General features: G+C 30.9%; 27 protein-coding genes. 23 read left to right on the forward strand and 4 right to left on the reverse strand.

Annotated features, from left to right (window positions below; genetic code table 11):
- Entirely contained in the window at positions 1-195 is a 195-nt protein-coding gene (gene ccoS, locus Q0921_RS07150; RefSeq protein ID WP_299255437.1) for a cbb3-type cytochrome oxidase assembly protein CcoS, read from the reverse strand.
- A gap of 302 nt (positions 196-497) precedes the next feature.
- Here ccoS and Q0921_RS07155 point away from each other — a divergent pair, with 302 nt between their 5' ends.
- The 14 genes from Q0921_RS07155 (at position 498) to Q0921_RS07220 (ending at position 12904) form a co-directional block, all read left to right on the forward strand.
- Positions 498-1592, forward strand: a complete 1095-nt coding sequence (locus Q0921_RS07155) for a DUF695 domain-containing protein (protein ID WP_299255439.1) — start codon at positions 498-500, stop codon at positions 1590-1592.
- A 220-nt stretch (positions 1593-1812) separates the two neighbouring features.
- On the forward strand, positions 1813-2223 hold the full coding sequence (locus Q0921_RS07160; RefSeq protein ID WP_299255441.1) for an Rrf2 family transcriptional regulator: 411 nt from the start codon (positions 1813-1815) through the stop codon (positions 2221-2223).
- A 55-nt stretch (positions 2224-2278) separates the two neighbouring features.
- Positions 2279-3130 carry an alpha/beta hydrolase gene (locus Q0921_RS07165; RefSeq protein WP_299255443.1) on the forward strand — a complete coding sequence of 284 codons (852 nt, stop codon included), beginning with the start codon at positions 2279-2281 and terminating at the stop codon, positions 3128-3130.
- Positions 3131-3149: 19 nt separating this feature from the next.
- Positions 3150-4001, forward strand: coding sequence for a nuclear transport factor 2 family protein (locus Q0921_RS07170; RefSeq protein WP_299255445.1), 852 nt, complete (start codon positions 3150-3152; stop codon positions 3999-4001).
- A 20-nt stretch (positions 4002-4021) separates the two neighbouring features.
- Positions 4022-4435, forward strand: a complete 414-nt coding sequence (locus Q0921_RS07175; RefSeq protein WP_299255447.1) for a nuclear transport factor 2 family protein — start codon at positions 4022-4024, stop codon at positions 4433-4435.
- A gap of 55 nt (positions 4436-4490) precedes the next feature.
- Entirely contained in the window at positions 4491-5123 is a 633-nt protein-coding gene (locus Q0921_RS07180; RefSeq protein ID WP_299255449.1) for an NAD(P)-dependent oxidoreductase, read from the forward strand.
- A 383-nt stretch (positions 5124-5506) separates the two neighbouring features.
- The gene (locus Q0921_RS07185; protein ID WP_299255451.1) at positions 5507-6343 is read left to right on the forward strand and encodes a LytTR family DNA-binding domain-containing protein; all 837 of its coding nucleotides are present in this window, start codon (positions 5507-5509) and stop codon (positions 6341-6343) included.
- A gap of 124 nt (positions 6344-6467) precedes the next feature.
- Entirely contained in the window at positions 6468-7130 is a 663-nt protein-coding gene (locus Q0921_RS07190; protein WP_299255453.1) for a CPBP family intramembrane glutamic endopeptidase, read from the forward strand.
- Between the two features lie 324 nt (positions 7131-7454).
- The gene (locus Q0921_RS07195; protein ID WP_299255455.1) at positions 7455-8126 is read left to right on the forward strand and encodes a hypothetical protein; all 672 of its coding nucleotides are present in this window, start codon (positions 7455-7457) and stop codon (positions 8124-8126) included.
- Positions 8127-8167: 41 nt separating this feature from the next.
- Positions 8168-8785: a hypothetical protein gene (locus Q0921_RS07200; protein WP_299255457.1), complete on the forward strand. Its 618-nt coding sequence runs from the start codon at positions 8168-8170 to the stop codon at positions 8783-8785.
- Between the two features lie 161 nt (positions 8786-8946).
- Positions 8947-9534, forward strand: a complete 588-nt coding sequence (locus tag Q0921_RS07205; RefSeq protein ID WP_299255459.1) for a hypothetical protein — start codon at positions 8947-8949, stop codon at positions 9532-9534.
- A 39-nt stretch (positions 9535-9573) separates the two neighbouring features.
- Positions 9574-10449 carry a hypothetical protein gene (locus Q0921_RS07210; RefSeq protein ID WP_299255461.1) on the forward strand — a complete coding sequence of 292 codons (876 nt, stop codon included), beginning with the start codon at positions 9574-9576 and terminating at the stop codon, positions 10447-10449.
- The gene (locus Q0921_RS07215) at positions 10439-11671 is read left to right on the forward strand and encodes a polysaccharide lyase family 7 protein (protein WP_299255463.1); all 1233 of its coding nucleotides are present in this window, start codon (positions 10439-10441) and stop codon (positions 11669-11671) included. Before Q0921_RS07210 ends, Q0921_RS07215 begins: the two co-directional genes overlap by 11 nt.
- A 1083-nt stretch (positions 11672-12754) precedes the next feature.
- The gene (locus Q0921_RS07220) at positions 12755-12904 is read left to right on the forward strand and encodes a hypothetical protein (protein WP_299249686.1); all 150 of its coding nucleotides are present in this window, start codon (positions 12755-12757) and stop codon (positions 12902-12904) included.
- A 118-nt stretch (positions 12905-13022) separates the two neighbouring features.
- Here Q0921_RS07220 and Q0921_RS07225 read toward each other — a convergent pair whose 3' ends face one another.
- Positions 13023-15422, reverse strand: a complete 2400-nt coding sequence (locus Q0921_RS07225) for a heavy metal translocating P-type ATPase metal-binding domain-containing protein (protein ID WP_299255465.1) — start codon at positions 15420-15422, stop codon at positions 13023-13025.
- A 118-nt stretch (positions 15423-15540) separates the two neighbouring features.
- On the opposite strand from Q0921_RS07225, the gene Q0921_RS07230 reads away from it, so the two are divergent.
- The 9 genes from Q0921_RS07230 to Q0921_RS07270 all read left to right on the forward strand — a co-directional run bounded on the left by Q0921_RS07230 (position 15541) and on the right by Q0921_RS07270 (position 23541).
- The gene (locus Q0921_RS07230) at positions 15541-16443 is read left to right on the forward strand and encodes a universal stress protein (RefSeq protein ID WP_299255467.1); all 903 of its coding nucleotides are present in this window, start codon (positions 15541-15543) and stop codon (positions 16441-16443) included.
- A 404-nt stretch (positions 16444-16847) separates the two neighbouring features.
- Positions 16848-17696, forward strand: coding sequence for a universal stress protein (locus tag Q0921_RS07235; protein ID WP_299255469.1), 849 nt, complete (start codon positions 16848-16850; stop codon positions 17694-17696).
- 12 nt (positions 17697-17708) lie between these two features.
- Complete coding sequence (locus tag Q0921_RS07240) at positions 17709-18626, forward strand: universal stress protein (protein WP_299255471.1); 918 nt, start codon at positions 17709-17711, stop codon at positions 18624-18626.
- A gap of 44 nt (positions 18627-18670) precedes the next feature.
- The gene (locus Q0921_RS07245; RefSeq protein ID WP_299255473.1) at positions 18671-19522 is read left to right on the forward strand and encodes a universal stress protein; all 852 of its coding nucleotides are present in this window, start codon (positions 18671-18673) and stop codon (positions 19520-19522) included.
- 126 nt (positions 19523-19648) lie between these two features.
- Positions 19649-20497: a universal stress protein gene (locus Q0921_RS07250; RefSeq protein WP_299255475.1), complete on the forward strand. Its 849-nt coding sequence runs from the start codon at positions 19649-19651 to the stop codon at positions 20495-20497.
- 67 nt (positions 20498-20564) lie between these two features.
- Positions 20565-21416 carry a universal stress protein gene (locus Q0921_RS07255; RefSeq protein WP_299255477.1) on the forward strand — a complete coding sequence of 284 codons (852 nt, stop codon included), beginning with the start codon at positions 20565-20567 and terminating at the stop codon, positions 21414-21416.
- Between the two features lie 12 nt (positions 21417-21428).
- Positions 21429-21866 carry a hypothetical protein gene (locus tag Q0921_RS07260; protein ID WP_299255479.1) on the forward strand — a complete coding sequence of 146 codons (438 nt, stop codon included), beginning with the start codon at positions 21429-21431 and terminating at the stop codon, positions 21864-21866.
- A 27-nt stretch (positions 21867-21893) separates the two neighbouring features.
- Positions 21894-22565 (forward strand): hypothetical protein, encoded by a 672-nt coding sequence (locus tag Q0921_RS07265; protein ID WP_299255481.1) that lies wholly within the window; start codon positions 21894-21896, stop codon positions 22563-22565.
- Positions 22546-23541, forward strand: coding sequence for a 2-hydroxyacid dehydrogenase (locus Q0921_RS07270; RefSeq protein ID WP_299255483.1), 996 nt, complete (start codon positions 22546-22548; stop codon positions 23539-23541). The genes Q0921_RS07265 and Q0921_RS07270 overlap by 20 nt, the downstream gene beginning before the upstream one ends.
- Here the strand turns inward: Q0921_RS07270 and Q0921_RS07275 are convergent.
- Positions 23538-23951, reverse strand: a complete 414-nt coding sequence (locus Q0921_RS07275; protein WP_299255485.1) for a DUF6691 family protein — start codon at positions 23949-23951, stop codon at positions 23538-23540. The two genes, Q0921_RS07270 and Q0921_RS07275, sit on opposite strands and share 4 nt — an antisense overlap.
- Positions 23952-23954: 3 nt before the next feature.
- Positions 23955-24512, reverse strand: coding sequence for a YeeE/YedE thiosulfate transporter family protein (locus Q0921_RS07280; protein ID WP_299255487.1), 558 nt, complete (start codon positions 24510-24512; stop codon positions 23955-23957).
- Between the last annotated feature and the right edge of the window lie 50 nt (positions 24513-24562).

The raw sequence follows: 24562 nt of genomic DNA on the forward strand, positions 1-24562 counted from the left end.
TTATACGTGATTGTTATTAGTTGTTACTGAAGATTTTTCTTTGGATTCTGTAATCACCTCATCATCAAACAGCATTCTGATCGCAGGTGTATAGGTATCATCGTATTGCCCTTTTTTTACAGAGAGAATAAAAGCCGCAAAAAACACAATGGCTACAACGATACTAATGGTTAATAAAACATAAATAACACCCATAAGATTCTTATTAGGCTCCAAAAGTATGGGTGCATGTTTTCTTAAAAAATGACATTTATCAGGTTTTAGAAAGCCAGTTTGTATTAAGAACGGAAACAGCTAATAGCAATCTCTCAATTAGGTACCGAAAAACAGCTATACAAACTATCTGAATTAGAATTTTGAATTGGGGGAATTTTTACTTTATTTTAGAAGCGGAAAACAAATAATTACAAATGCGTGTAATTAATTACAAACGGTACTATACGTAATAACTATACTCACATGTTATGTGCAATGCGAAAATCTGAACTAATAAGAATATGAGTTTTTTAAAATCAATATTCAATACAAAAGAAGAACCTATAAACTCATACTCTGACTTTTGGAAATGGTTTATACAAAACAAAAAGAAATTCCACAAAGTTCTTAAAGACCAAGGTAACATTAATAAAGTGTTTTTTGACAGACTTGCACCAAAACTGGACGAATTAAAAGATGGATTTTGGTTTCTTGCAGGTATGTATGATGATGATACAGCAGAATTGATTTTAACTGCAGATGGAGTAATAAAAAATATAGTATTTGTTGAGGAACTCACACAGTCTGCACCGAAGATGGATAATTGGAAAATTACAGCACTCAAACAACCTTCCGATTTAAATCAATACGGAATTGAAATGGATGGTTACAAATTTGACGAAAGTAAAATGAGTTTCTATGCTTCTGACCATAAACAAATGCCTGATGAGATTGATATTACAATTACTCATAAAGACTTTAGCGAAGAAAACAGAGCTGCTATGACAAATGGTGTTTACCTTGCTTTAGACAATTCTCTTGGCGAATTAAATTCCGTTACAACGATTGATAACGTTAATATTATTAACCCAAAAGATGCAACATCTGACTTAATTCCACTAGAAAAATTAAAAGACTTTCTAATCTGGAGAGAGAAAGAGTTCGTTGAGAAATATAACGGATTAAGACGTAATACAGATAATGATAACTATTCAAGCTTAGAAGCTACATTAGAAAATGGACTACCATTACTTGCAATAGTAAATTCGGATTTATTGAACTGGGACAGTAAAGCTTCCCATCCCTGGATGGCAGTAATGGAAATTAAATATGACAGGGAAAATAATAATGGAATGCCAAATAATTCCGATTATCAACTTTTAAACGAAATAGAGGAAAAGATAATGCTTGAATTAAAAGATTCTGACGGATATATAAATGTTGGGAGACAAACAGCGGATTCTATAAGAGAAGTTTATTTTGCTTGTGTTGACTTTAGAAAACCATCTAAGGTCCTTCACAACATCAAAAACGAATATAAAAATAGAATTGAGATAGATTTTGATGTTTATAAAGACAAATATTGGCAATCATTTAATCGATTCATAACTCATTAAAAAGCACATAACATTTTGTATAATGCATATGCACCCTTCGGGAAGCAAACGCACCATACAAGAGACGTTACAGCAATTGAACTACTATCACCTAAAAAGGAAGTTCTAAATTATCTTTTCCTATACTATTTCTAAAATATTTCAAAATTAATTTGGAGAATACAAAAACAATCTACATATTTGTACTGTAATAAAAATTAATACAGTTAAATTTTAAACATTGGTAAAAAGTCAATTTTCTATATCGCTTCATATTATGGCTTTATTAGCACTTTATCCAGAAGAATGGCTGAGCTCAAAAATTATAGCGAGTAGTTTAAACATTAATGCTGTATTGGTTAGAAAAGAAATTGCTGTTTTAAAATCTGGTGATTTGATAGAAAGTAAAGAAGGAAAAAATGGTGGCGTAAGGTTACATAAAAGCGCCAAAAAAATATATCTGTCAGATATATTTAAATTAGTAAAAGGTAAAGATAATGTATTATCTTTTTCTAGTAATGAACCTAATCCAGCTTGTAGAGTCGGGAAAAAAATTAATAAGAATCTTACTTCTATTATGAATACTATAGACAGTTCTATTATTAACGAACTTAAAAAACAAACATTAGAAGAATTCAAAAATAAGTTTTGATTTTTTTTATATTAAACTGTAACAAAAAATATTACATAATAAAAAAATTAATATTATGAAAGAACGAACAAATTTAGTGACCATTGACGGTCTATCCATCCTATATAGAGAAGCGGGCAAATCTAATGAAAAGACAATTTTGCTTTTACACGGCTTTCCATCTTCGTCATACATGTATAAAGATTTAATAGCTGAATTATCTGATGAGTATCATCTTATAGCACCAGATTATCCAGGTTTTGGACTTAGCTCAGCACCATCACCTTCAGAATTTGAATACACATTTGATAATGTAACTCAGGTGATGAATAAATTTATTGATGCACTAAAACTCGATTCATTCTATGTTTTAGTACAAGATTACGGAGGACCAATTGGGTTTAGAATTGCTACCGAAAGACCAGAATTAATTAAGGGTCTCATCATTCAAAATGCAAATGCCTATATGGAAGGATTAGGAGAATGGGCACGAAAAATTGGAGGCTATCATAAAGTCAATGATATGGAAGGTCTTAATAAATTTAAAGATTATTTATTATCATATGATGGGCTGAAAGACCAACATCTAGATGGCGCTTTAAATCCTTTAAAAATAGACCCAACATCTTATCTATTAGACAATGCCTTTTTAGAACGTACTGGCGCAAAAGAAATTCAATCAGCTATGTTCTTTAATTATGGCTCAAACTTTCCTAAATATCCAGAATGGCAAAACTATTTTAAAACGCACCAACCACCAACACTAGTTGTTTGGGGAAAAAACGACAAGTTTTTTAATAAAGCAGGAGGACAAGCTTACAGTAAAGATTTGAAGAATATAGAATCCCATTTCTTCAATGGTGGACACTTTTTATTAGATGAATATTCTAATGAAGTTGCCCAAAAAATAAAAGAATTTATAAAATAAATAAAAACGTAAATAATTAATGAAAATGAAACTAATCACAGGAATTATTGGTCTTAGCTTGTTAGCAAGTTGTAATTCGACTAAGCAATTAGAAACTCAAAGTTTAAAAGATATTGCAGAAAAATCAAAAGCTAGTGTCTTTAAAAATTATAATGAAAAAGATGTAAGGACTTATTTTAACGATGGATACATACAACACAATCCTAATGTTCCAACTGGTATTGAACCAGTAGTCTCAATTTTGCCAACTTTACAATCTGAGAATACAACATACACTACCCACAGAGTTTTACAAGACGGTAATTTTGTAGTGCTGCACAATTCATATCAAAACGCCACTAAAGCTTTTGGGTATAAAGATGCTATAACTTTTGAGGTTTTAAGAATTGAAAATGAAAAAGTAGCAGAGCATTGGGATGCAACGACACCTATTGTATTACAAACTGCAAGTGGAAGAAGTCAAACAGATGGGCCAACAACCATTATAGATTTAGAAAAAACTAATGAAAATAAATCATTAGTAAAAAACTTTCTGAAAGATGTTTTAATGGGAGAAAATCCTTCAAAAATAACAGAATACATTAGTTCAGAACAGTATGACCAACACAACCCTATGGTTAAAGATGGCTTGAAAGGTCTTGGTGAAGCCATTGAATATTTAGCATCTCAAGATAACTTGTTTAAGTATTCTAAAATACACAAAGTGCTTGGAGAAGGAAATTTTGTGTTTACTCAAAGTGAAGGAGAATGGAACAATAAACCATATGCATTTTATGATTTATTCAGAGTTAAAGATGGTAAAATTGTAGAACATTGGGATGTTGTACAAGAAATACCTGAAAAAATGGCTCACAATAATGGAATGTTTTAAGTAATTAATAACACGTAATCATGGAACAAAAATTTCCGCTGCCACCTTTTAATTTGGAGACAGCTAAACAAAAAATACAAGCTGCTGAAGACGCTTGGAATTCAAAAGATCCTGAAAAAATAGCTTTGGCTTATTCACCTAATACCGAATGGCGTAACAGAGATGTTTTCCTTAATGGAAGACAAGAAGTTATCCACTTTCTAAAAGACAAATGGGAGAATGAACTCGACTATAAACTTAAAAAAGAACTTTGGGCTTTTACCGAAAATCGAATTGCAGTAAGATTTGAATATGAATATCAAAACAAAGAAGGACAATGGTTTAGAGCTTATGGTAACGAGAATTGGGAATTTGATAAAAATGGATTAATGGAAAAGCGTTATGCAAGTATCAATGATCTAATAATTAAAGAGTCACAGCGTAAAATATTTTAAAAATAAATAAGAATAATCTAAAATTAAAATTAACAAACAATTAAAAATAATAATTATGAAAGTAACAATTATAGGTGCTGGTGGAAACATCGGACAAAGAATTACAAAAGAGGCAGCTTCAAGAAATCATGAGCTGAGATTAATAACATCAAAAGACAAAAGTTTTTTTGAGTTGGATAATGCAGATTTGCAAACAGCAGATATTTTTGACACAAATGCGCTTGCTGAAAAACTAAAAGGAAGTGATGTTGTAATAAGTGCATATGCACCACCTCACAGTGATACAGATCAAATAATAAAGGCAACAAAATCTTTAGTTGAAGCGTCTAAAAAAGCAAATGTAAGATTAATAGCTGTTGATGGAGCTGGTAGCTTAAAAATAGGAGAGAATCAGGTATTGGTTGATTCCCCAGATTTCCCTGCAGATTATAAGGCTATTGCCATATCACATCAAAAGGCTTTAGAAAATATTTACCAAAAGGAATCTGAATTAAATTGGACAAACGTTTCACCTTCAGCTTATATTTTTGAAGGAGAAAGAACAAACCAATTTAGAGTAGGAGGCGATTATTTATTAGCAAATGAAAAAGGAGAAAGTTCTATCTCAATGGAAGATTTTGCAGTTGGTATACTTAATGAAGTTGATGATTCTAAATATAATAAAAAACGTTTCACCATAGGATACTAGTGTTAGACTTAATAAAAACGACACACAACATTGTATCTTATGTGAAGCACTTTCCCAATTCCTAAATTATAAAATATGATATTTAAGCACAAGCCATTAAAGCTTGTGCTTTTTAAATATTTTTATGGTATGTGGAGAGTTCTTTTATAGAAATGTATTTTTAGATTTATTCGATGAAAAACATCTAAGAAACAAACAATAATCAACAAGGTTAGAAACTAATTTAGTGTAAAGTCTAATCTTTAACTTGTGTAAACCATGTTTCTTAACCAACACACTCTAGAGATCTTCTTTAAAGGAACTTTGTGTTTTGAGTCTCATTTTACATCATAATTGGTATTATTCTTTACTTTTGAAGTTGACAAAAAAAGAGTTCCTAATTCATGAGTACCACACAACCAACCAAGAATACAACAAAAACAATACGGCATACTTGGACCAGTAGTGCTACATGGCGTTGGTGTAAGAAAGCAATTGTATTAACGATTTTCTCTTTGGTGGCAAATCATATAGCAACACGCGATACCTTTCCGGGTGGTGAACCGTATCGATTTCCTATAGAGGGTTTTTTATCGACGATTGTTTTATCCATTCTCGTTGGGATTATAGCGGACCTTAATTTTAAATTTTACAAGAAAAAGTATTTTTCCAAAAAGGTAGAAATTGCTACGATCGCAAAGTTTATGGCCTCTACTCTAGGATATATTACGATCATGTATATTCCTGTAAATATAATTATAGATAAAGCTGCAGGTGGAGAGACACAGTTCTATTATGTACTAATTGGTTTGCTAATCACCTTATTATTGTGTTTTATTCTCATAGGATTATTGTATGCGCAAGACCTATATAATTTATATAAATTATCGATAAAAGATGCTGAAATTACTATTGATAGCGGCGCAAAAATAAAGAAGCTTACCTATGAAAATATTGCGTGCTTTTATAGCGAGAACAAAATTGTATATACTGTGCAGAATGATGGCACGACAATAAATACCGATTTTACATTAAATGAACTCGAAGAAAAAATAAACGATCAACTATTTTTTAGAGCCAATCGACAAATTATCATTCATAAAGATGCGGTAGATTTAATCGAAAAGATTGAAAATGGCAAGTTACGTATTCGGTTAAAAGCTCTTATTAAAAACGATGCAATTGCCGAAATCAATATCAGTCGTTACAAGCGAAAAACATTTATGGATTGGTATCAATAAAAGATGCCAAAAACTACCGACTATTCAGTTGTAAATTTCGACCATTCAGTAAAAACATGCATATTTAAAGGGGATTTCAGAGATTTTGTTCATTATTTCGTTTAGAATTTAAAATCAAAAAACAATGAACAAAATCACCTTACGCCAAGTATTAATTCCATTAATTACCGTTGCAATCATCTGCTTTTTATGGTTTGGGCCAATTAATTTTAGTTTCCTTCCAAATATTATTGCTTCAGTAGTAATCATCATAGCAAATTACATAGAATACAAAGGAAAAGCATTTTCGGAACTTGGGTTTCAACGTGAAAAATTCACATTCAAAAATATTTTAGTACTTGCGCCATTAGTGGCACTAGGGCTCTTTATTTTTTATGTCTTTGTATTGGTTCCTGGAATTACAAAACTCACAGGAACTCCTATAGATTATTCGGGTTTTGATCAATTAAAAGAAAATCTTCCGACCTTTTTAATTACTTTATTAATAGTGTGGGCTACCGCAGGATTTGGAGAAGAAATAATCTTTCGTGGTTATTTTATGCGGCAATTTGTAAAATTCTTTGGGGAAAGCAAAGTCAGTATGGTGCTTAACATTGTACTAATTACTGGTTTTTTTGGCTTTATGCATAGTTCTCAAGGAATTACTGGACAACTTGTTACTTGGATTGTGGGAGCGCTCTTAGCCCTGATATTCTACTTGCGTAAATACGATTTGTGGTTTATGATTGCCGTACACGGCTTTTTTAATACCATCGCTTTAACTTGTATTTACCTTGATATGGTGTAACAATATCCAGTAATAACACATATATCTTGGATGTACCCAATACAATGCGCGTTTTTTGGAACTATATTTTGTTATAAAAATAAAAGAAGGCATCTGTCATCCTAGCATAGTACTTAATTGAAAAATAAAAAAGATTCTCAACAAGCGTTATAGTTCATATATACTATAGTGCAAGTCGAAATATCCATCGAATTGCACTATAGTAAAAAGTTAACATTAGGAATCAATACCAAGAAAAACTGAAAAGCGAGGTAACATTTTGCCATGTTATGATACATACTTATAACTTTATAACATATTTCTGTAATAACATTACCTATTATAATGCAAAAGCTAACAAAAACAATTTTATTCTTATTATTTATTTCTAATATCTATGGACAAGAATATTTTGAAGGTCAAATAGAATATAAAATTGAATACGAACCTATAAATCCAAATATTCCAAAGGGTTATTTGTCTACCGAACTTGGAGATTCTTTTACTGCTTTTGTTCAAGAAGATAGATATACAATGATTTATCACGGAAAAGGAGAACTTGGTTGGATGAAAGTAATAGTTCGATTAGACGAAGGTTATTCATATACCGAATACGAAAAAAAAGACACTATATCAAAGACAAAATTCGGGCTTGACAAAGACAAATTACTTAAATTTAGTCACAATCCAGATGATAAAAAAATTATAATGGATGAATTATGCGAATCCATCACCATTAACTATCAACCATCTGATCCAAAATCATTTTTTAAAACTTTTCGTGGTAAATATTATTTTAATCCAAAATATAAGCTAAACTCAAAGTTATATGAAAATTATACGGATGGATTTTGGAATCTATTTGTCAAAGAATCCAACTCAATAAGTATTAGAAATGAAACGGAGTTTTATCCTTTTTTTAAAACCACCCAAGAAGCTATATCTATTGATGAGAAGAAAATACCATCAAAAACATTTGAACCAAATAACTCAAAGGTGATATTTGAAAAAAAGTAGAACCGTTACTAACACAGCATATAAAAAAACACTTGAAGACATTGAATACAAAAACTGATGGTAAATGGATTAATGTGAGTAAAATAAGACCTTTTCGGAATATAGATATTATTACTTTCGAAAATGAAAGAATTACATACGCTGTTTTAGAAAACGTCGAAAATGAAATAAACATAAAAGAAAAAGAAGTCGAAAATTTTTCTAAAAATATAGCTGACATAAACTTTGAATTTATGAACTCCGACCGAATACGATTTTATAGAAAAGGAAAAAAGGTAACCCTATTGAACGAAACGGAATCTAAAGCCGAAGACAAAATATTCGAACAAGATTATGTTAGATTGACTCCAACAGTATCAAAAATATCTGAAAGTAGAATTCAACTTTTGAAATACAATTTTGAATGGAATAAGGTAAAAGAAGTTATTGAGTTCAATAAAATTTTAGATAAACCTGAAATTATCGAAACACTCAAGAAAAGTGGATATGCAGGACGAAAAATATTGTTAGAAAAAATAGATAATACTTTATTAATTTCTTCATTTTACAATAACCACAAAGGATTGGTACTATTGATTAAAGACATTGACGAAACTAAAGCTATTTTATACGGACTTCCTTCAGAATCGTTTGAAACTTTGGCCGAAAGAATTGATTAAAAAACGAATCACAATACCTATCTGATCATAGCGGCTAATTGCTTAATCGAATGATTCATGTATTTTTGACAAGACGCAATATTTATGAAGAATAGCTAGATAACGTTTTGCTCTACTATGATACATATATTAAACATTGTGTGTAATCAAAATTTAAAAAAATGAAAAAAGGCACCTTATTAATCTTATTTTCTTTGAGTATTGTCTCAAACATATATTCACAATCTAAAACTCATGAATTATGGGAAAATACTGAAATAGGATCTGTAATGGTATACTATTCTTTAGAAGAAGCACTAAAGAACCCTGAAAAAGTTAAAGGTTTACAAATTAGGGACGAAGGTCTTGAAAAAATACCTGGTGATATTGTCAAACTAGTTAATCTTGAATATTTAAGATTACATCATAATAGATTTGAAGAAATACCTGACTTTATTTTTAAAATGAATACAATTAGGGTTTTAGAAATTGGAGGAAATAAATTAAATGTGATACCCGAGGAAATTGGAGAAATGACACAATTAGAATTTTTAGGATTAAAAGCTAATGGATTAAAAGGTCTTCCGAAATCAATTGGTAATCTGACAGAATTAAAACATCTTGATTTGGATTTTAATCCACTAATAACACTTCCGGAATCCATAAAAAAATTGACCAAACTAAAATCACTTTATTTCTCTCACGCGAAATTTTCAGATGAAGAAATAAAAAGAATCAAAAAATTACTACCTCATTATTTCGGCACTTAAAAGTCTAGTTACAACAACGTAAAACATTTGGTAACAAATTTGAAACACATAATCTTAATAATGGGATTACTATCATTTTTCGGAGCGAATAGTCAGAATAATAAGAAAGAGAATTATGAAAATCTAACTTCTGAATTAAAGGATCGATTTAAAAATGAATTGAAAAGGAATTCTGAAAAAGAATTTAACCTTGAATTTATTCGAACTACAAATTTGGAACATGAAATCATAAATAAATATGGTTTTGACGGAATTAAACTTGTATTCGATTCTCGAAATAGTAAAAACTATTACAAACTTGGCGAATTCCCTGAAGATTGCCCTTGGATGAAAGGCAACAAAAAAACAGTTACAGATTTCATTACCGAAAATTTCAAACCGATATCTAAAAAAATTCCTAATCTAATCGCTGCATTAAAAGACAGATGTAAATTTATTTATGCAGAGAAAAAAGAAAACGACTGGCATTTGCATTACTTGCTTGACATGAAACTTTATGATGATAGAAATTATTATAAAATATACACTGGAGGAGCGCCACTTTTACATGCAGAACCAAATAAAAACTTGAAATCTTTTAATTGGAATGTTCCGAATGATTTAAAAATATTTTATAAGATTCATAATGGGTTTGGAGAACTATATGACGCTTATTTTGTGATGGCAAACGATGATATAAAAGTACTGGCAGAAATGATGAATCCGATTTGCAAAGAACAAAATGTGCAACCTGAAGGCTATTCTTTTAACGATTTACTTGAGTTCTATCCTGATGGTACAGGAAATGCACAATGCTTTTATAAAAACAACGGGAATTCGACAGTCGACTGGGATCACGAAGTTTGGGAGATTTCAGGAGAAATGGGATTTTTTGAGTTTATAAACGAACGAATGGCTGAAATTGATGAAGAATGAAAACGAACTACAACTATCATATCCTAGTAGTTTATTGCCTAATCAGATGATTCATGTATTTTTGGTAAGGTACAATGCTTTTAATAGAGAAAAGTTAAAATTCTTACACCAAATGTTCCAAATAGAGAAGAATGAAACTGGGCAAGCATCCATAGAAATGAAAAAAATAAATAAATCACTATTTCGAGCGCCCCTACTCATAGTTGGTCTTGCATTATTTCTGAATAGCTGTTTTGATTCTAATACAACTAAGAATTCTAAGAATGATGACACAAAAACTACCGTATATCCAAGTGATGTTATTGAATTTATGGACGATTGGAGCGTTCTTACAGGCGATGGTACACGTACCGAAGAATTAGCTAATTATGAGCAAAAAGATTTTTTTTATGTTTCTAATGATGGAGAAACGGATTGGGTAGTTTATAAAACACCAAATGCCGGTATTACATCAAAAAATTCGAGTAATACAAGAACAGAATTAGGACAAAAAAAACATTGGATACCTAAAATGGGTGGTAAACTAAGTGGCACCTTAAAAGTAATGCATGTTTCAACTTCTGGTGATGCTAGAGTTGCCGCGTCATACTCCGTAGTAGTTGGACAAATCCATAGTGATGATGGACATGAGAACGAACCGCTAAAAATATTTTATAAAAAATTTCCTGGACACACAAAAGGATCTGTTTTTTGGAACTACGAAATTAACACAGAAGGTGATAATTCAAAAAGATGGGATTATTCAACAGCTGTTTGGGGCAATGATATGTCTGTTATTGGATCAAGTCCAAATGCCTACCCTGAAGAACCTAAAGAAGGTATTGAAATAGGAGAAGAATTTAGCTATGAAATAAATGTTTATAAAGGTATCATGCACCTCACTTTTATGAGTGAAGGTCATAAGACGATGAAGTTTACAAAAAACTTATTGAAATCAGAATTCACATCTAATGAGACGATTCCTGAACAAATTGCTACAATGTACGCATCTATAGCTCGTGATGGTACTGAACGCCCCGATGCATATACAGGTGAATTGCAATTTTTTAAACAAGGCGCCTATAACCAAACTAATGGGAAGAATCCAGAAGACAACATAGTTTGGAATACCGGATCAAAAACTTATGATGGTGATATTGCAAAACAATATGCTAATGGGTCCTATACAGAAGTATGGTTTAAACAAGGCACTATAGGTGCTGGTACAGATCCTAATAAGTAAATACTATTCTTTTGGGATAAGAACTAAGGTACATTTAAGATTTATCTATTGATAAAAAATAGAAATCGTAGGATAAACGATCTGAAATAATAAAACTCTATAACATTTTTATATTATAAATACCCAACCCCCAAGGTTTATAACGCTGAAGGAAAGCTAAACTATATCCTTATATTTTATATAGCTGTACTTATATACATGTCTTGTCTTATATATAAGTATATAAATTTTGGGCAATAATTATACTTCAGTTATTGTTGTAAACATATTTTTACACCCTGTTTTTAAATAAAAACAAATCCAAATTCTTTATTTTTTCAAAAAAAACACTTCAAAACGTCGTTTTTTCGTTAAAATATGTTAAAATAGTACCTTTTTATACATAGTACTGTAACAAAATTAAAACCTCTGCGTCTAGTAAGTATATAATAATCTAAAACAATAGAAATTATGAGAACATTAGACAATAATCAAATTACTAAAAAATTGAACAAAACAAACGGAAATATATGGAACGCTAAAAGACGTTTTAGATAGTCCGAAAATCAAAATCATTAATCAATTAACCTGTCCCATCTTTGGAGGGTCAAAAAAATCAAAAACCATGAGAACTTTAGACAGCAATCAAATTACTAAAAAATTAAATAAAACAAACGGAAACATCTGGAACGCTAAAAGACGTTTTAGATAATCCAAAACAATCAAAGTATTCATCAATTCAATCATCAATTCAATCATCAATTCAATCATCAATTCAATCAAAAAACAAAACATTATGAGAACATTAGACAGTAATCAAATCAGTAAAAAATTAAACAACACAAATGGAAGTATCTGGAACAACAAAAGACGTTATAGATAATCCAAAACAATCAAAGTATTCATCAATCAATCATCAATTCAATCAAAAAACAAAACATTATGAGAACATTAGACAGTAATCAAATCAGTAAAAAATTAAACAACACAAATGGAAATATCTGGAACAACAAAAGACGTTATAGATAATCTAACAATCTGACCTCCTAGAGAGGATCATAAATCAAACCATCCACTGCTGGTGGACCTAAAAAACTAATCATCATGAGAACATTACAAAATATAAGGAATAGAACAAGAAATAGTGCCACTCCACAATATAATAAGTTTGTAAACTACATCACGCAATTCTATGATTATGAAGGAAACATTATTACCGGAAATAAAAGATACACATACCAAGTTGAACGATAAAACAAAAAGCTGAATTTTAGGGTATTCTCCTAAATTCAGCTTTTATATTTATATCCCTTTTGATCACAAAAAAATTCACCTTTTCCTTCTCACTACTATAATTGATAAAAAATAAAAATCATCCTCGAAGTTTTATTTTTCTTCCATTCCAATTGGTCAAAATCGTTACATATACCACTACAGAAATAGAACTTAATGGCATCAATATGGCGGCAATAATCGGAGATAACTGTCCCGTAACTGCATAATATAATCCTATACTGTTGTACAAGAATGACAAGACAAAACTTGATTTAATAATCTTGATTGCCTTTTTAGAAACCTTAAGATACGTAGGAATTTTATCAAATTGAGAAGCATCCAAAATTGCATCACATGCTGGAGAAAACACATTCACATTTTCTGAGATAGCAATACCAACATCACTTTGCGCCAAAGCACCTGCATCATTAAGTCCATCACCAATCATGATTACTTTTTGTGTTGACTCCTGCAATGATTTTATATAATTCATTTTGTCATCCGGTTTTTGATTAAAAAGTAATACCGTGTTCTCTGGCAACAATTGTGCTAAATGTTCCTTTTCACCTTCATTATCACCAGATAGAATAGATAATTTATACCCTTTAGTTAAAGTCTCAAAAACGTTCCTTACATTCTTTCTATATTGATTATGAAAAATATACCGCCCTTTATACGTGTCATTCGTACTTATATGAACATTCGTATTTTGTGTTTTCGAAAGTTCTTCCTTTCCAACAAAATTTGACGAACCTATTTTTATAGTACTTTCTGCTAATTTACCTTCAATTCCTTTACCGACATGCTCTTGGTATTCATCAAGTGTGTATATATCTTGCTCTTCTAAAATATCATACAACGCTCTGCTTAATGGATGATTGGATGCTCTCAACGTATTTTTGAGTAAGGATTCTTCTTCTGGAGTTAGTTCCATCCCTTCGTATTCTATTTTACTTGTAGTATTGGTCGTTATAGTCCCGGTTTTATCAAAAATCATACTATTCGTAGACGCTAATTGTTCTATGACATCTGCATTTTTAAGATAGAATTTATTTTTTCCAAAAATTCGCAACATATTACCCAACGCAAAAGGTCTTGCTAATGCTAATGCACAAGGACAAGCGATAATTAATACGGCGGTAAAAACATTAATTGCTTTCGTAGCGTCCACAAACAACCAAAAAGTTGTTGCAATTATTGCTATACACAAAATAACAATCGTGAAATATTTACTGATGGTATCGGTTAGATTGGTAAAAGAGGCAGACTTGTTCTTACTAAATACGTCATTACTCCATAATCGAGTAAGGTAACTCTGTTCTACTGTTTTTGTAGCTTCAATTTCTATTGCTCCGTATAATTGCTTACCTCCTGCAAAAAGTTTATCACCTGATATTTTAGTTACCGATTCACTTTCTCCGGTTACAAAACTATAATCAATTCTGGCCGTACCTTTAATTAATATAGCATCTACAGGTATTAATTCTCCATTGCGTATGAGAAGTCGGTTTCCTTCCTGAATATCATACACCCGAATACTCTTTTCGTTATTTTTTTTCTTCTCTTTGTCGAAAATTAATCGAGTTACAGCAATGGGGAAATACGATTTATAATCTCTTTCAAAAGATAAAAAAGAATAGGTTTTCTGTTGAAAAAATTTACCTAGTAACAGGAAAAACACCAATCCCGTAAGACTATCAAAAAAGCCAGTACCCCAATCAAATATGATCTCGGTAGTACTTCTAAGAAAAAGCACTGTAATTCCCAGAGCGACAGGCACATCTATATTTAATATTCTGGAACGCAATCCTTTAAATGCTGAAATAAAATAATCTTGTGCAGCATATAACACAACCGGCAATGAAAACACAAACATCAGCCAACGAAATACATATTTATATTGTTCCAACCAGTATTCTGACACCTCGAAATACTCAGGAAATGACAAGAACATTACATTGCCAAAAGCAAATCCAGCAACCCCTAATTTATATATTAAACTTCTGTTAATACGTTTTTCTCCTTCTGAATAATCATTAAGACTTATATAAGGTTCATAACCGATTGAATTCAATAAAACAACTACTTCTTTCAGTGATGTTTTTTCGTTATTAAAAGTAATTCGAACAGTTTTCTTCGGGAAATTTACTTGAGAATTTATAATTGAAGATTCGAGCTTATGTAAGTTTTCTAATACCCATATACACGAGCTACAATGTATATGAGGGATGTATAATGTAATAATCTCAGTAATATCGTCACTAAACTCGATTAATTTTTCGGCAATAGCAGGAGTATCCAGATAATCATATTTCTTTTCAATTTCTATAGGAATAGCACCAGGAGCAGATTGTAAGTCATAATAACAGGATAAATCATTACTCCAAAAAATATCATATACAGTTTTACATCCATTACAACAGAATGTTTTTTGATCAAAAATAATTGCTACCGAATCACAATCATTTCCACAGTGATAGCATGTGGATTCTATCATAAGTATCTAATTTGAGATACAAAAATTAAAAAGACCTCAAATATATAATATGATAAAAGTCATAGTTTTAGGTCTAATGAAGATTTAGTTTTGGCATATCACCATAATACTACTGATGATGAAAAAGATTTTATTACCTACAGATTTTTCGGATAACTCCTGGAATGCGATTGATTATGCTACAGAGCTTTTTAAAGAAGAAGCTTGTACTTTTTACCTTTTAAATGTGTATAGTAAAATCATTTATGAATCAGTACACTTTTCTGATACGCCATCTAAACGTAGTATTGAAAATACAGTAAAAGCGAATGCTGTTACGAATCTGGAACATCTAAAAAAGACCGTAGTACATACAAGTCCTAATCAAAAGCATAAATTCGAAACCATAGCAGCTTTAGGGTCTCTAACGGAAATAACAGAAGAATTAGTAACATCTAAAAAAATAGATCTCATCATTATGGGAACCAAAGGCGCAACAGGAACAAAAGAAGTATTTATGGGCAGTAATACAGTGCGCATTATTAATACTCTAAAAAAATGTCCTGTTTTAGGAATACCAGATGGTTTTACTTTTACCTCCAAGCCTACTGAAATTACTTTTGCAACCGATTTTACTCATTTTTACAGTAAAGAAGAGTTAAGACCGCTATTGGAACTGGCTAAATCCTTTAACGCAGCTATCAGAATTGTCTATGTACAACAGGAAAAAGGATCTTTAACCGAGGAGCAGAAATTTAATTTAGGAATGTTACAAAAATATTTTAAGGATATAAAGTATTTTCAGCATACAATAACGAAGGGTGATTCGGTTTCAAAATCGCTTAAGATATTTACTGAAGAACTTGATATTTACTTACTAGCAATGCTAAACTATTCTCATAGTTTTGTAGACAAACTAACTAGAGAACCAATAATAAAAACTGTCGCATTCCATACACAAATACCACTATTGATACTACCTGAATTGGGTATGAGTGCTTCTTTTTCTAGAACGGTTAAAAATCGTCTAAATCTAAACTAGAGGGTATACAATAAAAGATAGTGTTTTAAGACGGTGAATCAATGGTCATCTTTTGGTATTGGTCGATTCTTCATAAAGATCTTCAAAAGTTTTATCTCTAGTGTACTTGCCAGTAAGCACTGCATATAACATAAATACGGCTCTTATCTGACCAATACAAGTAAGATAAAACACCTAACTAAACTTCATATTCATTATTACCATAATTGTAATTAAAAACAATAAAACGGAGGTAATAACAACCATAAACATTCGTGAAATTCTCAAAAACGTCTTTTTTTATTAAGATTTAAAAGAAACACTCTTAATGATTAACTAAAAACATAATTGGTAACTGATAAAAGTCATAGTTTCTCTGTCTGTAGTTATCTAGTTTTGAGAAAACACTTAACGATAGCTATATCATGAGAAAAATATTAATCCCTACAGATTTTTCAGAAAATGCAATGAATGCAATTCGATATGCTGTCGAGCTATTTAAATATGAAAAGAGCAATTTTTTGATCTTTCACGCTTATGCCGATGAAGTATATGACCATCATACATTAGTCTCCCGTAAAATGCTTGAAGAGTTTAAAAAAATGGCTCATAAAAACTCTGATACAGAATTAGCTGAAATGCTATCAGTACTGCATAAGGTTTCTCCAAATCCGAGACACGAATACAAAACGATATCGGTTTTTGGAACACTGATAGATGAAGCAAATGATCTGGCTAATCAGGAAAATACTGATATAATAATTATGGCTACCAGAGGTAAAACCGATGATCGTAAAATCACCTTTGGAAGCAACACCTTACAAGTACTTAAATATGTAAAATGTCCTGTCTTAGCAATACCTGAAGACTGTACATATCATCAGCCAAAAAATATTCTTTTTCCCACCGATTATATTTCACCCTACAAAAGGAGAGAATTAAAATTACTAAGTACATTAACTAAAAGTTTTAGATCTTCTATTAACTTTTTACATATTTCTAAATACAAAAAACTGTCTCTACGACAGGAGGATAACAAAGTTTTTATAGAAGAGTGTTTACCCGATGCAGACTTATCTTTTAAAACTATAGATGAAACGGATATTACAACTGCTATCAACCAGTATATTGAAAAAAATGAAATAAATATGTTAGTGATGATAAACTCCAGGCACTCATATCTGGAGTGTGTGCTATATCAATCTACAATAGATAAAATTGGATTACACATAAAAATACCATTTCTAACGATGCAAAACTTACAACGAAATTAAACTACTACAATTATGAAACGGATTTTATTACCCACCGATTTTTCTGAGAATGCATTTAATGCTATACGATATGCAATGCTTTTTTTTAAGAATGAAGAATGTACATTTTACCTACTTCATACGTTTACACCTGCGTCTTATAATATAGGGTATCTGATAGAGAATCCATTGCCCTATGGAATGGAAGATACAGCTATGATGAATTCAAAAAGGGATATCCAACGTACAGAAGAAAAAATAAAAAAGGAGTTTAATAACCCAAAACATAGTTTTAAAAGGATTTCAGCTTTTAATATGCTGATTAATGAGATTAAAGACACTGTTGATCGTTATAACATTGATCTGATAGTTATGGGTACAAAAGGAGCTACAGGAGCCAAAGAAATTTTTATTGGAACACATACAATGTATACTATAAAAAAAGTAAAATGTCCTGTCTTGGCAATTCCCTCTGGCTTTGAATATGAGAATCCTAAAGAGATATTGTTCCCAACAGATTATCATCTTAGTACTACTAATAAGTATCTACCATTAATCAAAAACATTTGCAACAAACATATATCAAGGCTTCATATGCTTAATGCATACTATGGAATTCCTTTAGATCAAAATCAAAAAGAAACAAAAGACTTTATAGATACCTATTTTGAAGAAAACGCTCATATTTTTCACCTTGCAGATGGCATGGACGTGATTGAAGCGGTAGAAGATTTTCAAAAGATGAATATCATAAACTTGCTTGTGATGGTTCATAACAAACATTCGTTTTTCGATAATTTATTATTCAAACCAGTAATAAGCCAAATAGCATATCACACCAACATCCCATTTTTAGTAATTCCATCAGAAAAGAGAATCAAATCTAATAAACCAATTAATACTACTGATGAAAAAAGAACGAAAAAAGAGGACGAAGGTTTAACTGTCTAACAATAATCAGTATAGTCTTAACCTTTATAAATACTATCTAAGAGATGAAAAAAATACTGGTAACAACAGATTTTTCTGACAGCGCCTGGAATGCGCTTATATATGCAATCGATTTATATCGCGATATCCCCTGCGAATTTCATATAATTAATACATATGATCTTAATGCTGTGCAATTAGTCTCTACAATAAGCTCGCAACGGGTGGGATATTTTCAAGAATCTATTAGGATAGCATCAGAAGAAGGATTAAAAATGATATTGGATGACATTCAAAATTCTAAACCGCCATCTCATCATACTTTTAAAACAATATCGAAATCTGGATCATTAACTAAGGTACTTGCACAAATAACATCTATTACCCCTTTTAGCTTAATCCTAATGAGTACAAAAGGAATAACAGGAGCTAAAAACATCTTTTTAGGAAGCAATACACTTAAGGTACTAAAAGACGATATCAATTATCCAATTCTTATCGTTCCCGAAGATGCATATTTCGAAGGAATCAAAAATATTGGTTTCGCAACAGATTTCGAACGAATATATCACAAGTCGGAAATTAAACCCATCATAGATGTCGCAAAAAATAATAATGCAACTGTGAGAATGATTCATGTCTATGACGAACCCAAATTAAGTACTGTGCAGAATTATAACTCCACTACTTTAGAAGATTTTTTTAAAAATGTAAAATTTGATTTTCACGTAATTCAAGATTTTTCTAATATAGAAAAAGGAATTCAAGTTTTTATAGAAGAGTTAGAGATTGATATGTTAACCATGATTAACTATGACCATAGTTTCTTTGAACGTTTAACAAGAGAAGCTGTTATCAAAAAAATCACATTTAATACTAAAATTCCTTTCTTAGTTATTCCAGCAGATCATGTTTAAAAAAATGATAATCATTTAATACACAAATTTTACATATCCTAAAAATCTTCTATGGATATGAGAATTGTCATAGTATTCCTGGCTTTTTAGAAATAGTTTTATGATATAATTTTAAAACTTAAAATCATGAAAAGAATACTTGTTCCCACAGATTTCTCAAATAACGCTTACAGTGCTCTTTTTTATGCTACTCAATTATTTCAGGGTCAATCTTGTGAATTTTATATATTAAATACTTTTGAAGTGAATACTCCTGTTTTAACGGGTAGGATTGATACTAGCAAAGGAGATTTATTATATCAAAAACTGAGTGCCAAGTCTACAGATTCATTAACACAAATATTTCACTCAATTACTAGAGACACAGACCATCTCAAACATACTTTTGAAACTATCTCCGTTTCTAAAGATTTGACGGAAACAATTAATAAAACCATCAAAAATAAAAATATCGATCTTGTAGTTATGGGCACAAAAGGAGCTACAGGAACTGCAGCTCCTTTTATGGGCAGTAATACAGTTAAGGTTATTCAAAAAACCCATAATTGCTCTATTATGGTGGTTCCAGATGAGTACAATTTCCAAAAACCAATGGAAATTGCATTTCCTACAGATTTTAAGCGATTTTATATCCCAGAAGAGTTAAAACCATTAGTAGATATTGCCACTTTGTTTGGTTCCAACATAAGAATTTTTCACATCCATGAAGAAGAAAAACTAGATGAAATACAAACTCATAATTACAATTCCTTAAAAAAACATCTTAAAAACTTTACACATAGTATTCACTGGATATCCAAACTTGATCAAAAGTCGAAGCTTATTAATGATTTTATTGACCAGTTAAACATCAACTTATTAGTTATGGTCAATTATCGACATAGTCTTATAGAAGGTATAACTCATGAGCCAGTCATCAAAAAGCTAGGATTTCATGCATCTGTTCCTTTTTTGGTAATACCAGATGCTAGCTGATAATTATCATAGTTTTTGACTTAGAATGATCATATTTTTAAACTGTTAATCATTAAAACCTATTCTGATGAAAAAGAAGATTTTATTGCCAACAGATTTTTCTAAAAACGCATGGAATGCTATAAGTTATGCTATTGAGCTTTATAAAAATGAAGAATGTGATTTTTACGTGCTCAATGTTTTTAACGCTACAGGCTATGCATTAGAAAGTATGATGATCCCTGAACCGGGAGAAAGAGTGTATGAAGAATCCAAAGAAAAATCGGAAAAAGGACTGAGTAAAATTTTAGAACGAATTTCTTTTAGAGACCAGTACCCAAATCACAAATTCTTTATGATTTCTCAATTTAATAGCTTACTCGGAGGGATTAAGGATCTCATAGATAAACAAGACATAGAAATGGTTATCATGGGAACCAAGGGAACTACTAATGCAAGTGATGTAATTTATGGTAGTAATACCGTTTTGGTTATGGAAAAAGTAAGAAACTGTCCTGTAATGGCAATCCCAGAAGATGTAGTATATACAGAACCTAAAGAAATTGTATTCCCCACAGATTATGAGGCACATTTTAAACGCAGAGAGCTACAATATTTGATCGAAATTGCTAAAATCAGTAATGCAGCAGTTCGTTTTCTTCACATATCTAATGAAGAAATTTTAAGTGATCAACAAAAAAGTAATCAAAAATTATTGAAAGAATATTTTGAAACCATACCGCACACATTTCACACCTTAAGTAATGTGGATGTAAAAGGAGGACTCAGTGCTTTTGTAGAAAGCAGAAATAGCGATATGATCACTTTCATAAATAGAAAACATAGTTTCTTCGGGAGTATCTTTTCTAGACCCATGGTTAAGGATCTTGGATACCATTCTAAAGTACCCGTATTAGCATTACATGATATTAAAAACTAAAATTTACGAGTTATGAAAAACACAGGAATATGGATGGATAAGGAAAAAGCTTATATCATCGACATCAAAGAAAACAATGAAGATATAACCACAATTTTTTCTGAAATAGAAGATTATCGTATTCACGGAGGGTCAGGAACTCGGTTTAAAGGAGGACCGCAAGATGTAGTTCAGGATAGTAAATACCTAGAGCGAGAAAAACATCAATTTAAAAAATATTTTAAAAAAATAATTCCACTTATAGAAAATGCTAGTGGAATTGTAATCTATGGACCTGCAGAAACTGGTGAAAAATTCAATAAAGAATTAGAAGAAAATTATAAACAAGTCGGAGCAAAAGTAAAAGCCGTTCTTAAAGCTGATAGTATGACCGAAAACCAAACAAAAGCTTTGATAAGGGATTATTTTAAAAAAAGTAAATCAAATTATAACTCGATTAAGGAATTCTAATAATTTTTTCAATTAAATATAGGATCTATGAATAAGTTAAATAAACTCTTCTTACTAGGAATAACAGTAATTTTAATCAGTTGTTCATCCAGTGAACTTGTCGAGGTTTGGAAAAATCCAGATATTGATAGTTTTGAAGCTAATAAAGTATTAGTGATAGGAATGACATCCGACACTGATACACGAAAAGTATTCGAAAAGAAACTAACTGCTTCTCTCAAAAAGAATGGGGTGACGTCAGAAAAAAGCATTGATTTTTTTGAAAAATCATTTACTAAATCACCAAAAACTGAAGAAGAGCTTATGGCTATAGAAAATAAACTCCTAGAATCAGGTTTTGATGCTATCTTATTATCAAAAGTAGTAGCTATAGAGGATAAAGTAACGGTAGTAAATGCTTATCGAAATATGGATAAAGATTTCAGAAACTTTAAAGATGATTATTATCAAAACCAAAGTATTTATTATGAAGATGGCTACTATGAGGAATATGAAATCTACCATGCAGAAACATCCTTATACTGTATCTGTCCAGATAAAAAAAGAGAATTAATTTGGAAAGGATCTATTGATATTACAGAACCCGAAAACATAAAAAAAGCAACTGGAGACTATATAAAAGTATTGATTTGGGCATTAAAAGGACAAAAACTCTTAATTATTGAAGAAGAACTGAACAATGAAGATATTGATATATAGTGCCAAAGATTTTGAGATTCCCTTTCTAGAAAAAGCAAATAAGGACATATATCAGATTAAGTATATTCCAGAAAGACTTACTTCTAAAACAGCCATGCTGTCTTTAGGGTTTGATGTCATCTCCATTTTTTCTGCAGATGATGCCTCGTCAAAAGTATTAGAGTTATTATTCGATTTTGGCGTTAAATATATTACTTTACGTTCTGCTGGTTATGATAATATACATCTAAAAACTGCACACAAATTAGGAATAAAAGTTGCAAACACTCCAGAATATTCACCTAATGCGATTGCAGAACATGCGGTGGCCCTATTATTAGCATTAAATCGTAAATTGATACTTTCTAATCAACAAGTAACTTCTTATAACTTTTCTCTAAACAATCTTATTGGATTTGACCTTAATAACAAAACTGTAGGAATCATTGGAACCGGTAAAATTGGAAAAGTAATTGCTAAGATTATGCTTGGATTTGGGTGTAAAGTTATAGCGCAGGATATTGATATAGATAAAGGTTTTACAAAACAATATAATATTGAATATGTAGCATTATCCGACTTATGTCGACAATCAGACATTATTATGCTTAGTGTTCCTCTTACTTCAGAAACTCATTATATGATCGATGCAGATCTTATTCAATTAATGAAACGAGAAGTCTATATCATTAATATTGCCAGAGGAGCAGTCGTAAATACTTCGGAAATAATAGAAGCACTAAAATGGAATAGAATTACAGCTTACGGATCCGATGTTTATGAATATGAAGATCGTGTTTTCTTCTACGATCGTTCTGAAGTCAAACCAAATGATGAATTATTGCAACAACTAATTGACTTACCTAATGTTCTTATAACACCTCATCAGGCTTTTGCCACTAAAGAAGCTTTAACAAACATTGCAGAAACAACATTTTATAACATCAACTGCTGGCAACAAAAGAAAACTCCCGAAAATGAACTAACACTGAACTAGTGCGGTAATTTATTTTTAAACAATCCATATAGAAAAGTCCCTCCTATTGAAGCTGCGATTACAATAAGTATTGGTAAATATCCAGCTCCTGCTAAAACAAACATAGGACCAGGACAAGCTCCAGCTAGTGCCCAACCTAAACCAAAAATAATTCCTCCGAATATATAGCGGCTAAAACTTTTTTCTTTTGGGGCAATATTTATTTTCTCTCCATAAATTGAATTTACACGAAATCTTTTAATTAATTGAACAGCTATAATACCAAGTCCAACTGCAGAGCCTATAATCCCATACATATGGAAAGAGGCAAATTGAAACATTTCATAAATCCTAAACCAAGAAGCTGCTTCTGATTTAAACAGTATAATTCCAAAAAAAATACCAATTGCTAAATATATAATTGTACGCATTTATTAAAATATTAATGGGAATATTAAATGTATCATCGTCAAACCTCCTACAAAGAAACCAACAACTGCAATAAGAGATGGCAGCTGTAAATCACTCAATCCAGAGATCGCATGACCAGAAGTACAACCTCCTGCATAACGTGCACCAAACCCAACCAAGAACCCCCCAATTATAAGGATTGCTAAGCCTTTTGGGTCTGTAAAAACATCATTAGAAAATAACATATCAGGCATATATCCATTCCCTACGTTATTAAACCCTTTGGCCTGAAGGTCAGTAACAACTTTCGGGTTTAAATCAACAGCTATAGTATTAGATAAATAATTTTCTGCAATAAAACCTCCAATAATTACACCTAAAACTACAATAAGATTCCAACGCTGAGCTCGCCAGTCAAACTTAAAAAAGTCTACTGTTTTTCCTGCTCCACAAATCGTACACATCGTTCTAAGATTAGATGACATACCAAATTTTTTGCCTATTATCAGCAACAGAAACATTACTAAAGCTATTAATGGTCCTGAAACGTACCAAGGCCAAGGTTCATATATCCAATTCATTTGCTTTTCAATTTCGTGCAAATAACTAATATTTTTTAGGAGAAATAAGT

It is taken from the genome of uncultured Aquimarina sp., from assembly GCF_947496855.1.
In the GTDB taxonomy this organism is placed as follows: domain Bacteria; phylum Bacteroidota; class Bacteroidia; order Flavobacteriales; family Flavobacteriaceae; genus Aquimarina.